Consider the following 12,986-nt stretch of genomic DNA (forward strand, 5'->3'; position numbering starts at 1 on the left):
AGTCATCCACAATTAATAACTTATGTTTTTTCGAAGGTACCAATTAACCACGACCTTTCGAGAAAATACGTTTTAATCTGGATAAGAATGAGTTGGAAGGAAGAGGAACCTCTTCTCCAAATTTGTTATGAATGAAACGATTGACTATTTCTTGCAATGATATGGATATTTGTGCATTAGGATATGAAATGGAAAAAGGAACTTGTTCAATCACCGCTTTCCGAACGGTTCCATCTTCCGGAAGCCAACCAAGTATCACGACTTCTTTTGATAAAAATTTCATCATCGTGTTTTTTAATCTTTGCAGCGCTTCTTTTCCTTCTTCATTCGAAAAAACCCGATTACATAATAGATAGAAAGTTTTGTTCGGTTCTTTTAAGTGAATGAATTTCATCATTGAATAGGCATCTGTGATTGCGGTAGGTTCCGCCGTTGTGACGACAATGACTTCATCAATGGATGTAACGATATCCAACGACCAATTCGATGCCCCGGCTCCCATATCAAATAAAATAAAATCATAACTTTTCTGCAATTCTTCAAAGCCGTGAATAAATGCCTCAAACATCTCTTCCGACCATTCAACAACCGAAGAAAAGCCGGAACCGCCGGAAATGTAGTGGATATTTTCCGGGCCCCTGAAAATAATGTCCGTGAACGAAACGCGTCCTTCCAAATAATCCTTCAAATGATATGGTGCTTGTTTCCCAATTAAAATATGAACATTGGCCATGCCAAGATCCATATCCAAAATAACCACTTTTTTTCCCAATTTTGCTAAATTAATGGCAAAGTTCGTCGTGAAATTGCTTTTTCCAACTCCGCCTTTTCCACTGACAACCGCAATCGATCGCCCCAATGCCCCTTGGCTTTCCAACATTTTCAACCTCAATTTTTCTGCTTGATCTCTCATTTGAATTCACCTTGGAAAAGCATTTCCAATAATTTTTCTATGGTCGCTTCTTCAATATCTTCTGGTACTTCTTGACCAGTAGTATAGTAAGCAAGTCCTTTCTTATATTTAATCATTAAATTATACATCGCGCCAATAGAATTTGTTTCATCCGTCTTAGTGAAAATGAATTTTTCAATTGGAAATTCACTAAATTGTTCAATAATTGTTTCAATATCTTTTTCTTTGGCAGTCAATGATAATACCAAATAAGATTCGACTTCATCATCAAAAGAAATCAGCTTTTTCAATTCATTCACATATTTCGTTTCTTTATAGTTTCGTCCCGCGGTATCAATAAACACCAAATCCAGGTTGGCAAATTTCCTGATCGCTTCCCTGTAATCATTCAGGTTATAAACGACTTCAACCGGCGCTTGCAGCAAATTCGCGTAGGTTTTTAATTGTTCGATTGCGGCGATCCGATAAGTATCCGTCGTAATAAAGCCGACCTTTTTCTTTTTCTCCAATACAGAGCGTGCCGCCATTTTTGCAATCGTCGTCGTTTTCCCCACCCCTGTCGGTCCCAACACACATACATACTTCTTGTCATAAGATATTCCGCCGATTGAAAGGGGGGAGAGCTCCTTTTTCAGCACATTTTTTGCAATTTCAACCATTTCCTGTCGGGAAATTTCTTTTGATTGATTCACATGTGCAAAAAGCCCATCACAAATGTCCGTGATGAGCTCATTATTAAGCTCTTGACGTTTCAAATATTCGATGAATGGTTTCAGCTCTTCCGGTATGGAAGCTTGTATTGTGTCTTGCTTCATGGATTTCAGCATTTCTTTTAAACTGACGATTTCTTCCTTCAACTCTGAAACATTTCCATCATTAGGCAGCTCATCATGTTTCGGGACTATCGGCTGTAACTGCTTTTGTTCTTGGACGGCGAATGTTGGCGGCTCCACTTCATCAATGCCGGCCAACACTTCGAAATTTTTCTGTCGGATCAACCCAAAAAACTTCTTTTTTACAACCACTTTCGAACTGATGATGACAGCTTCTTCCCCCAAATCGGCACGCACTTGTTTCATCGCTTCATTAATGGAAGGCGCGATATATTTTTTCATTTTCATTCAACAGTCACCACCCCAACACTTTGGATTTCAACATTGGCATCCAATTCGTTATAGGACAATATCGGAATTTGCGGGAAATATCGCTCCGTCAATTGTCTTAAATACATTCTAATTCCCGGTGAACATAAGATGATTGGCGTTTGTTCCATATAAGATACTCTTTCCACTTCTTTTGCGATGGATTCAAGTACTGTTTGCGAATTGTGCGGATCCATCGCCAAGTAATTTCCATGTTCCGTTTGCTGAATACTGTCAGCAATCATTTTTTCCACTTTCGCAGGAACGGTGATTACTTTCAATTGTGAACCGTCCTGTACATATTGCCTTGTAATCTGTCGGGCAAGGGCTTGTCTAACATATTCTGTCAGCACATCGCTATCGCTCGTCAACTTTGCATAATCCGCCAATGTTTCAAAAATGACCGGCAAGTTGCGTATCGATACGTTTTCCTTTAATAACTTCGCTAATACCTTTTGAATTTCACCAATCGATAATGGGGTTGGCGTCAATTCATCCACCAAAATGGCATGCGTTTCCCGCAAATGGTCGATCAACTGTTTTGTTTCCTGGCGACCTAAAAGTTCATGCGCATTTGCTCGAATGACTTCCGTCAAGTGAGTGGACACGACACTTGGAGGATCGACAACTGTATATCCCAACATTTCGGCTTCTTCCTTCACTTCTTCTGTGATCCATTTGGCAGGAAGGCCGAAGGATGGTTCGATTGTATCTATACCTTCAATTGAATCGTCCCCACCAGGACTCATAGCCAGATAATGATCCAACAGCAGCTCTCCTCTTGCCATTTCATTACCCTTTATTTTTATGCGATATTCGTTTGGTTGTAATTGGATGTTGTCCCGGATACGCACTACCGGAATCACAAGTCCCAATTCCAATGCAAGCTGGCGACGGATCATCACCACCCGGTCAAGCAAATCCCCTCCCTGTTGCGCATCCACAAGGGGGATCAGACCGTAACCAAATTCAAACTCTATCGGGTCCACATTTAATAAATTGACCACATTTTCTGGACTTTTCATTGTATCGGTCACTTGTTCTTCTTCCATTTCCAACAGTTCTTCCGGATCTTCTTCTTTCTTGCGGCTCATCAAATATGCTCCAATTGCGAGCATCCCGGCAATCGGAATTGTGATCCAATCAGGGATTGTCGTGAAAAGACCGAGCAGGAAAATGGATCCAGCCGCCACATAAAGCAACTTCGATTGGGAAAATAATTGTTTTATAATATCTTCTCCCAGGTTTCCATCGCTGGCTGCACGCGTCACAACAAGACCTGTCGCCGTTGATACAAGAAGGGCAGGAATTTGGGCAACGAGGCCGTCACCGACAGTCAATTTGGAGAAGTGGTTTGCCGCATCAGAGAATGAATATCCTAATTGAAGCATTCCTATAATCAAACCAAAGATTAAGTTGATAAAAACCAAAATGATGGAGGCAATGGCATCACCTTTAACGAATTTCGTCGCACCGTCCATCGCTCCGTAAAAATCCGCTTCCTTGGCAACTTTATCCCGTCGTTCCCGTGCTTCTTTTTCCGATATGAGCCCTGCATTCAAATCCGCATCAATACTCATCTGCTTCCCGGGCATCGCATCTAACGTGAATCGCGCCGCAACTTCCGCCACCCGCTCCGAACCTTTCGTAATGACGATAAAGTTCACGATGACAAGCAGCATGAAAATAACTAAACCGACTAAAATATTACCGCCTGTCACGAATTCCCCAAATGTTTCAATAACGTCACCCGCATCCCCTTGGGAGAGAATGGCACGGGTTGTTGAAATACTGATTCCTAACCGGAACAGTGTCAAGATCAAAATAATGGAGGGGAAAATCGCAAATTCCAAGGCTTCTTTCATATTCATTGCCGTAAGCAATACAATCAATGAAAGCGTAATATTAATAATGATTAAAAAACTCAGCAACCATGTTGGTAGAGGGATTACGAGCATCGCTACTATCACTATGATAAAAGCTAATACTCCCAAGTCGCGAAATTTCATCCTTTTCCCTCCTGCAAACTAAATTTTGCGTTTAATTCGATAAACATAAGCTAAAATTTCAGCCACCGCTTTGAAAAATTCTTCCGGCACTTCTTCGCCTATTTCCACTTGATCGTAAAGAGCCCTTGCCAATGGCCTGTTTTCGACCATTACAATATCATTTTCTTTTGCAATCATTTTTATTTTTTGAGCAACAAAGTCCGCACCTTTTGCTACGACTTTAGGAGCATCCATTGACCCATCATCATATCTCAAGGCAACCGCATAATGGGTTGGGTTGGTAATAACGACATCCGCTTTCGGAACTTCCTGCATCATCCGCCGCATTGCCATTTCCCTCTGCCGTTGCTTTATTTTTGATTTGATGAGCGGGTCCCCTTCCATATTTTTATACTCGTCTTTAATGTCCTGTTTCGACATCCTCAATTGTTTTTCATACTCGAATTTTTCATATATGTAATCCAAAATTGCTATGATAAGCAATGCAATGGCACTTGCAATTCCCATCATCGCGGCAAGCTTTGCGACCGTTGTCAGCGTATCCCAAGGGCTATGAAATGACAGGGACAACACATCATCCAAATTCATCCAAATAATCATCCCGGTTACAGAACCGATAAATGCAACTTTTAATAACGACTTGATCAGATTCACGATGGCCCTTAATGAGATGATTTTTTTTATTCCTTTTATCGGATCTATCTTTTTCAAATCCAATTTCATCGTTTCTGTTGTAAATAAAAAACCGAACTGCAAAAAGTTTGAGAACATGGCCACAATCATTGCTACCGCCATCACCGGCAACAAAATAACAGCCAATTCCGACAAAGAATCAACATATATGTTCATCACCGTATCGGCAGTGATATTATCAAACAATATGTATTTCTCGATAGATTCATTGAAAAAGGAAACAAACCCCTTGAACATGATTGGTGCCATAAAGACGAGAAAAAGAAAAAGGACCAAAAAAAGAATCGCCGATGAAAGATCCTGGCTTTTTACAACTTGCCCTTTTTTTCTGGCATCCCTGCGTTTCTTCGGTGTTGCTTTTTCCGTTTTTTCGCCGGCAAAATATTGTATGTCCAATGGAAGAAGTAGCTTCAAATTAAGCACCACCTAAAAGTTGCATGAATTCACGCATTACCGTAATCATTAATTGAACCACCTTCTGCATCACTTCTATCATGATCCCCATCGAGATAAATAAAATAAGAAAGCCCACAATAATTTTTAAGGGGAAACCGATCACAAAAATATTCAATTGCGGAACGGTTTTTCCGGTAATCCCAAGGGCAAGGGTCACCAAAAATAATGATGCAACCAAAGGGGCGGACATTTGAAATGCCACTGAAAAAACCACAGCGATGAGCTTCATTGAAAATTCCGCCATACCGGCATCTCCAAAATTGGGATAACCTTCAATCGGAATAAACTGATAACTATAATAAATACCGTCCAAAATCAGGTGGTGACCGTTGGTAGCAATCAATATGTATAAAATCAAAAAGTAAAAAAATTGCCCCATCATCGGACTTTGCACACCGGTAAGCGGATCGACGATATTCGCCATGGCAAACCCCATTTCAAAATCTATAAAACCGCCGGCAATTTGAACGATAGAAATAATGATGGCAGCAGCTAAACCAATAATAAGACCAATCATCGCTTCTTTCATAATCAACAAAAAATAATTTCCGTCGATTGGTATGGCCTCTGCAGGGACTGTGTAGTACATCATCCAAGCAAGCATCAAAGCCAAAATAATCTTCACTTGTACGGGTATTGTACGATATGAAAAAAAGGGGACTGTAACAAAAAATGCAGATACTCTGACAAACATTAGTAGTAACACGGAAAATTGCGGTATGATCTCCAGCATTCATGTCACCCTATGTATCGTGTCAGGTTGCTCAAAATATCAACAAAGTAGTTTGACATTCTGGACACCATCCAAGGTCCAAAAAATACGATGGCCACCAATACCGCTATAATTTTCGGAGCGAAAGCCAATGTTTGTTCTTGAATGGATGTCGTCGCCTGAAAAATGCTGATAATGAGCCCTGTAATTAAAGCAACCAACATGAGAGGACCCGCAACTAAAAGGACAACCCACACAGCTTGCTCGGCTATTTGAATGACTGTTAATTGTGACATTGAGTATCATCTCCTAGAAACTTTGGAGTAAAGATTTAACTACCAAATACCATCCGTCTACCAGTACAAATAATAGTATTTTAAATGGCAATGAAATCATTACCGGCGGCAACATCATCATCCCCATGGACATAAGGACGCTTGCCACGACCATATCTATCACAATGAAAGGTATGAATATCATGAATCCCATCTGGAAGGCCGTTTTCAATTCGCTCAAGGCATATGCGGGCACCAATATGGTCAAAGGTATTTCCTCGACGGTTTGGGGTCTTTCCGCTTGACTGTATTGCAAAAATAATTCCAAGTCCTGTTGTCTAGTATGTTTCGCCATAAAATCTTTGAAAGGAACGCTTGCCCGCTCGTAAGCTTCTTCCAGGCCTATTTCTTCATTGAAAAGCGGTTGCAGCGCTTCTTCATTCACTTGTTGGAAGGTCGGAGCCATAATAAAGAATGTTAAAAATAATGCCAACCCAATAATCACTTGGTTGGGCGGCGTTTGGTTCGTCGCCAGGGCGGTACGCGTGAAAGACAGTACAATGACGATACGCGTAAACGAAGTCATTAAAATCAAAATACTTGGCGCAAGCGACAGCACCGTCAATAACAGCAACAATTTCACAGAAGTGGAGACATTCGTTGGATCTGAATCAGAAAAGAATGAGATAAATTGTTCCATTATTTATCGTGCTCCTTTTCCTTCCATTTTTCGAGTTCATCGCGACGCACCTTTTTAATCTCCGATAAGCGCTGATTCAACAGGTTTCCAAAGTTATGGTCAGATTCATCGCCGCTTTTTTTCGAATGTCCCTTCAACTTTTGCACCAATTCCGTAATGTAAGGTGTACCCGCTGTGATAGTTTGTTTTTCGTTGTAATAACTTAATAATTTTTCAATTTCATCCGAATCGTTGATTTCTTTAAGAAGCTCCACATTTTCCCCCACACCGACAACATATAACGTGTCACCGATTTGCAAAATTTGAACGGATTTTTGAGAACCGAGGGAAATCCCCCCTAAACTCCGTACGATATTATTCTGCTGAAAATGTGCGCTTTTCTTATTAATGAATTTTAAAACCCAAACCAACAAAACCAGCACAAAAATAAGGGCTAGAAGCATTTTTATATAATCCCAGGCTGTCAGTCCTACAGCTGCCGGTTCTTTGACAGCTGTAGAATTGTCTGTTTGAAGTTCGGGGTTTTGCAAATAATTATTGTCGACCATTTCATTTTTTTGATCGGCAAAAGTGATATGTGCAGGAACAGTTAAAAAGAAAATAGAAAACATTATGATTGCAATATAAACTTTTTTACAAAATCTTTTCATCTTTCCAATCAACCTATTGCTTTTTTTATGGCTTCGATTACCCGATCTGCTTGGAAAGGCTTAACGATAAAGTCTTTTGCGCCCGCTTGAATGGCATCAATTACCATTGCTTGCTGTCCCATTGCGGAACACATGATGACAACCGCATTGGGATCAATTTCTTTAATCTTTTTCAATGCCGTAATTCCATCCATTTCCGGCATGGTAATATCCATCGTTACCAAATCGGGATGCAATTCAAGGTATTTTTCCACCGCCTGTATCCCATCTGAAGCCTCGCCGACAATTTCATAGCCGTTTTTCGATAAAATATCTTTAATCATCATGCGCATAAATGCTGCATCGTCAACAATTAAAATTTTTTTTGACATAGTTAAGACTCCTCCATTTTTCATCTTAAATTATTGATGCGCTCAGTTTGACTGATGATATCTGTAATTCTCACACCAAAATTTTCATCAATCACTACAACTTCCCCTTTTGCAATAAGCCGGTTATTTACCAATATATCGACTGGCTCACCAGCAAGGCGATTCAATTCAATAATTGAACCTGAAGTCAATTGCAGTATTTCTCTGACAGAATGTTTAGTGCGTCCCAATTCAACTGTAACCTGTAATGGAATATCAAGCAACATGTTTAAATTGCGTGCTTCCGATTCTGTCATTTTCGGTGGCTCAAAAGTTGTAAATTCCGCTTGTTGTACATTAACATTAACGGGCTGTTTTGGTTGTGAAAAATTAGTGAAACTTGGTATTTCCTGAACTGTTGCAGCTTGCTGCTGATATGCAGGTTGCTGTACCTGTCGGGTTGGTTGGGCTGGTTGCTCCAATTGCACTGTACCAGTTTGCGGTGTTTGCGCTGCAGCTTGTTGCATCGGTTCCACCTGCGTTGTTTCGGAAGCATTTGGTTCTTCATTTTGAGCGAGCAACGAATTAACAAGTTTTTTACCAAATTCCAATGGCAATAATTCCATGATAGTGGAATCCACCAAATCACCGATGAGCAACCTGAAGGAAACTTTCACTAAAATTTCATCATCAGGAATATTCTCTTCCCCTTCATTTTCTTTGATATTCAATAAAGCGAGGGAAGGTGGTGAAATATCAACCTTTTGGTTAAATACCGTCGACATCGATGTGGCAGCTGACCCCATCATTTGGTTCATTGCTTCCTGTACGGCGCTCAATTGAATTTCTCCCAAATCCGGGCTCGGATTGCGTCCATCGCCCCCGAGCATCAAATCGGCGATGATCGCCGCATCTGATTGTTTGATCACCAACAAATTCGCACCACTTAATCCGGCTGTATATTCCACTTGGACAGCTACGTAAGGATGTGGGAATTCCTGTTCCAGATTACTGCGATTGATGACTGACACGACAGGAGTTGTAATCTCCACTTTTTGTCCCAACAATGCAGATAATGCAGTTGCCGAACTGCCGAATGAAATATTTCCAAGTTCCCCTAAAGCATCCCGTTCTAAATCCGTTAAATAATCTTCAACATTCAAGCTATCATTGGAAGCGGAATTCGAATTAACTTCCAATGTTTCACCCCGCAATAGGGCATCGATTTCTTCTTGGGAGAGCATATCGTCATTCATCTTCTTCTCCTCCATTCAACGACTCAATAATTTGAACTGCCATCTTTTTCTTCAATTTTCCTGGCTGTACTGTAAATTTTGGAATATCACCGATCTTAAGAATCAATGGCTCGTTAATTTTTTTATCAAGTTGGATGACATCCCCGATACCCATCGTCAAAAATTCTTCGATTGTAATCGAAGATGTGCCGAGTTCAACAATGAGCTCCAAGTCGGATTGTTTCACTTTCGTTTCAAGCGCCTTCTTTTGCGCTTCCGTCGGCTCTTTTGCATTTGATTGCATCCAATATTGCACCGATAAATTATGTACAATTGGTTCCAATACAACATGCGGAATGCAAATGTTGATCATCCCGGATGTGTCGCCAATGATGGAGTTCATCGTAATGACGATCACCGTCTCATTCGGCGAAATCATTTGTAAAAATTGTGGATTCACTTCAAGTTCAACAAGCATTGGATCGATTTCCACAATATTTTCCCAAGCTTCCCTTAAATTTTCAAAGGCCCGCTCAAATAGGTTGGTCATAATTTTTTGTTCAATCTCAGTCAAATTATCCACATTCGAATAACTTGCCCCGCTGCCACCCATGAGTCGATCCAACATGGAATAAGCAATGTTCGGATTGATCTCCATCAAGATATTGCCATCCAAAGGAGGCACTTCGAACACATTGATTAACGTCATATTCGGGATGGATCGAACAAATTCTTCAAAAGGTATTTGATCAACCGAAGCTACAGATATTTGTACATATGTTCTGAGCTGAGCAGAGAAGAACGTTGTTAATAATCGCGCAAAGTTTTCATGAATCCGTGTCAAACTCCGGATTTGATCCTTTGAAAAACGAAGGGCGCGCTTGAAATCATATACTTTGACTTTTTTCTTCTCTTCCTCTTTTTTCATTTCATCCGCTGACATTTCCCCTGCAGAAAGCGCCGAAAGCAGCGCATCTATTTCTGATTGGGATAATATATCACCTGACATTGGTCCACCTCCATTTCAACAAGTTTCTTTACTGAATGATGTAGGAGGTAATATATACTTGTTGCACTTCACCCTCTTGCATCAATTCATTTAATCGGGCTTTGATTGTGGATTCCAAAAGGATTTTCCCTTCTTTTCCTTTTAAGTTTTCCTCTGTCAATTCAGACAGCTCTTCAATAATGATATTGTTGGTTTGAAAGTTCCGTTTCTCAAGTTCTTTTGCAGCATTTTTGCTGTCCGTCTGGATTTTCAATTCAATGCGAATGAATTTTCCATCCGCCAAATTGGTAGTGATTTCAGGCACATCCACACTGCATTCCAATATATCATCAATGCTAGGTTCCAGGGTTGCCGATTGTTTATTTAATTGTGTCAAAACGACAAACAGCACAACCCCGATTAACGTTATCGATACTAAAATGATCAGCATTACCGTCAATAATTTATTATTCTTCATCTTCGTCACCTCGTAGATGGGGGTTAGAAAGCACTTGAATCGTGCGGTAAAACTCCGTCACTCTTTTCCTCACTTCTTCTTCAGTTTCTTTTACAATGTATTTACGCCCATTCGTCAGTGTGATTGTCGTATCCGGAAAAGATTCGACTGTTTCTATGTATAAAGCGTTTAAGGAAAAAGTTTTTCCATTCAATCTGGTTAATTGAATCATTGAAAATAGGGCCGGGTAGGAAAGAGCCGGCCCGACCCTCCTTTACATTCCAATAATCATCCTATTATATAAATAGGTAATTAGAATCATTAGCGTTTTAAGTTCACAAGTTCTTCTAAAATTTGGTCAGATGTTGTAATTATGCGGGTATTTGCTTGGAAGCCGCGCTGCGCCACGATCATTTCAGTAAATTCTTCAGAAAGGTCTACGTTGGACATTTCAAGGAAGCCGGATTCGATGGAACCGATACCTGCTACTGTTGCAGTTTGCATATAAGGATCTCCAGAGTTTGTTGTGACTGTATAATAGTTGCTTCCTACTTTTTGCAAACCACCTGTGTTAGGGAATTTAGCTAATACAATTTGCCCGGCCCATCTTAATTCTCCATTGGCATCTACAAATGTTACCGTACCATCTTGACCGATGCTCATTTCAGTAGCATCTGTTGGAATACGAATTGGTGCATAAGTTGCACCATTTACTGGGATAGTCCAAGTTCCGCTATTATCTAAGTTGTTTGAACCCACCGCCCTTGTAACTGTATTGGCCAATGGATAGACGGCGTTGGTACTTTCAGTTGTAGGAGTAACACCATTTGGTCCAATACCAACCAAATATTTCCCCTCAGCGTTTACAAGATAGCCATCTTTATCCATATAGAAGTTTCCTGCTCTCGTATATAAAACACTTGCAAAACTAGAACCTCCAACACCAGTCCCAGTTGCTTTATCCGCCACCATAAAATAGCCATCCCCTGAAATCGCTAAGTCAAGGGTACGGGATGTGGATTGAAGGGCACCTGTCGTATGTAATGTATCAATGGCTGCCATCGTAGAACCTAGTCCTACTTGTTTTGGGTTGACACCACCACGAGTGTTAGTGGCACCAGAAGCGCTTCCGATATTTTGCGAAACCATATCTTTAAAAATTGTTCTACTTTTCTTGAAACCATGTGTATTTACATTGGAAATGTTGTTCCCAATTACATCCAATTTTGTTTGGTGGTTGCGTACACCAGAAATTGCTGAGTACATTGAACGTAGCATAATGATCTTTCTCCTTCCTAATTAATATTGTTTGCTTCTGTCAGTCCGCAAACAAAGGCACCCAACATGGTCCTGCCTCAAAGAACAATCGTACCGTCAATGTTTGTAAACAATTGTTCTTTCGCTTCATCCCGCTCCAAAACGGTTATAACTGTTCCATTTTTCGCACTGATGATTATCGCTGCTTGATCCATTAATACAAGCGGCTGCATGATTCCTTTTGAACGGGCTTCCATTACTTTATCGCTGACTTTTTTCCATTCTTGTTCTGAAATCTGGATATTTCGCTCGCGAATTCGTTCATTGGCATGCTTGCTGATTTTCAGCTCATTTTTCGCGTGCTCAAATTGCTCACTGAAACTTGTAGACTTTTTTTCTGTTAATTTTGTGCTTTGCTTCCCCAGAACCGATTGTAATGGTATGTGTTGAAATTGGATTCTGTGCATATAATCGCCAACCTTATTCATCCACAATCTCTAATTGTTCTTTCTTTAAGCGAAGTTGGTTATCTAAGATATATTCAATGACTTGATTGTTTGTTGTAACAGATTCAATCTTTCCCTCAAGAAAATTTCCATTTTCATCTTGATATTTCACTGTTTTTCCAATCAGCATACTTGCTTCCACAAGAGGGTTTTGAGAAACAGAATCCTTTGAAGTATTCGATTTGCCATCTACTACCGATGAGATATTGCTTGGTGTCAGCTCTTTTCCGTCTTCTAATACAAAGACTGGAGAGCCGTCTTTAAATTTCACTTCTGAAATGACCCCTTGGCCTTCATTAATAATAGGCATCCCTTTTTCATCCAATTTATCCGTAATTTCATGCCAAGTTACTTTTTTGCCCACTAAATTTATGTATGAAATCAATTGTGTCTCCTGTTGCGATTCAAGCAAATTTTCCATCGCTTTTGTCATGTTTTGCATTTGTTCCAATGTTGAGAACTGGGCCATTTGGGCAATAAATTCTTTATCATCCACAGGGTTCGTTGGATCTTGATGTTGCAGCTGTGTGATTAATAGTTTTAAAAAGTCATCTTTTCCTAGTACTGAGTTACCAGTTTGTTTCTGAACTTTTTTGATATTAGATAAATATAAATCGCTTGTGATTGCTGACATTTCCGCCAT

Annotated in this window: 16 protein-coding genes; all 16 read right to left on the reverse strand. The window is 40.2% G+C overall.

Going from position 1 to position 12,986, the window contains the following annotated elements:
• Positions 1–43: 43 nt before the first annotated feature.
• The gene (locus ACFPOH_RS05500; RefSeq protein ID WP_390309010.1) at positions 44–913 is read right to left on the reverse strand and encodes a MinD/ParA family protein; all 870 of its coding nucleotides are present in this window, start codon (positions 911–913) and stop codon (positions 44–46) included.
• The gene (flhF, locus tag ACFPOH_RS05505; protein ID WP_342469855.1) at positions 910–2,034 is read right to left on the reverse strand and encodes a flagellar biosynthesis protein FlhF; all 1,125 of its coding nucleotides are present in this window, start codon (positions 2,032–2,034) and stop codon (positions 910–912) included. The genes ACFPOH_RS05500 and flhF overlap by 4 nt, the downstream gene beginning before the upstream one ends.
• The gene (flhA, locus tag ACFPOH_RS05510; protein ID WP_342581169.1) at positions 2,031–4,064 is read right to left on the reverse strand and encodes a flagellar biosynthesis protein FlhA; all 2,034 of its coding nucleotides are present in this window, start codon (positions 4,062–4,064) and stop codon (positions 2,031–2,033) included. Before flhA ends, flhF begins: the two co-directional genes overlap by 4 nt.
• An 18-nt stretch (positions 4,065–4,082) precedes the next feature.
• Positions 4,083–5,171, reverse strand: coding sequence for a flagellar biosynthesis protein FlhB (gene flhB, locus ACFPOH_RS05515; RefSeq protein WP_342469858.1), 1,089 nt, complete (start codon positions 5,169–5,171; stop codon positions 4,083–4,085).
• Position 5,172: 1 nt separating this feature from the next.
• On the reverse strand, positions 5,173–5,946 hold the full coding sequence (gene fliR, locus ACFPOH_RS05520) for a flagellar biosynthetic protein FliR (RefSeq protein ID WP_342469859.1): 774 nt from the start codon (positions 5,944–5,946) through the stop codon (positions 5,173–5,175).
• 5 nt (positions 5,947–5,951) lie between these two features.
• Positions 5,952–6,221 carry a flagellar biosynthesis protein FliQ gene (gene fliQ / locus ACFPOH_RS05525; protein WP_342469860.1) on the reverse strand — a complete coding sequence of 90 codons (270 nt, stop codon included), beginning with the start codon at positions 6,219–6,221 and terminating at the stop codon, positions 5,952–5,954.
• 13 nt (positions 6,222–6,234) lie between these two features.
• Positions 6,235–6,900, reverse strand: coding sequence for a flagellar type III secretion system pore protein FliP (gene fliP / locus ACFPOH_RS05530; RefSeq protein WP_342469861.1), 666 nt, complete (start codon positions 6,898–6,900; stop codon positions 6,235–6,237).
• Positions 6,900–7,550, reverse strand: coding sequence for a flagellar biosynthetic protein FliO (locus ACFPOH_RS05535; RefSeq protein ID WP_342469862.1), 651 nt, complete (start codon positions 7,548–7,550; stop codon positions 6,900–6,902). The genes fliP and ACFPOH_RS05535 overlap by 1 nt, the downstream gene beginning before the upstream one ends.
• Positions 7,551–7,558: 8 nt before the next feature.
• Positions 7,559–7,921, reverse strand: a complete 363-nt coding sequence (locus tag ACFPOH_RS05540) for a response regulator (protein WP_390309011.1) — start codon at positions 7,919–7,921, stop codon at positions 7,559–7,561.
• Positions 7,922–7,941: 20 nt separating this feature from the next.
• Positions 7,942–9,156: a flagellar motor switch phosphatase FliY gene (gene fliY / locus ACFPOH_RS05545; RefSeq protein ID WP_390309012.1), complete on the reverse strand. Its 1,215-nt coding sequence runs from the start codon at positions 9,154–9,156 to the stop codon at positions 7,942–7,944.
• The gene (gene fliM / locus ACFPOH_RS05550; RefSeq protein WP_390309013.1) at positions 9,149–10,144 is read right to left on the reverse strand and encodes a flagellar motor switch protein FliM; all 996 of its coding nucleotides are present in this window, start codon (positions 10,142–10,144) and stop codon (positions 9,149–9,151) included. The genes fliY and fliM overlap by 8 nt, the downstream gene beginning before the upstream one ends.
• A 28-nt stretch (positions 10,145–10,172) precedes the next feature.
• A complete protein-coding gene (gene fliL / locus ACFPOH_RS05555) occupies positions 10,173–10,601 on the reverse strand; it encodes a flagellar basal body-associated protein FliL (RefSeq protein ID WP_342469866.1) in 429 nt (142 codons plus the stop codon).
• The gene (locus tag ACFPOH_RS05560; RefSeq protein WP_342469867.1) at positions 10,591–10,812 is read right to left on the reverse strand and encodes a flagellar FlbD family protein; all 222 of its coding nucleotides are present in this window, start codon (positions 10,810–10,812) and stop codon (positions 10,591–10,593) included. The genes fliL and ACFPOH_RS05560 overlap by 11 nt, the downstream gene beginning before the upstream one ends.
• Positions 10,813–10,901: 89 nt before the next feature.
• A complete protein-coding gene (flgG, locus tag ACFPOH_RS05565) occupies positions 10,902–11,858 on the reverse strand; it encodes a flagellar basal body rod protein FlgG (RefSeq protein ID WP_390309014.1) in 957 nt (318 codons plus the stop codon).
• Between the two features lie 77 nt (positions 11,859–11,935).
• Complete coding sequence (locus tag ACFPOH_RS05570) at positions 11,936–12,304, reverse strand: TIGR02530 family flagellar biosynthesis protein (protein WP_390261145.1); 369 nt, start codon at positions 12,302–12,304, stop codon at positions 11,936–11,938.
• Between the two features lie 13 nt (positions 12,305–12,317).
• Positions 12,318–12,986, reverse strand: coding sequence for a flagellar hook assembly protein FlgD (gene flgD, locus ACFPOH_RS05575; protein ID WP_390309015.1), 669 nt, complete (start codon positions 12,984–12,986; stop codon positions 12,318–12,320).

The organism is Ureibacillus suwonensis, from assembly GCF_042655065.1.
GTDB classification, from domain to species: domain Bacteria; phylum Bacillota; class Bacilli; order Bacillales_A; family Planococcaceae; genus Ureibacillus; species Ureibacillus suwonensis.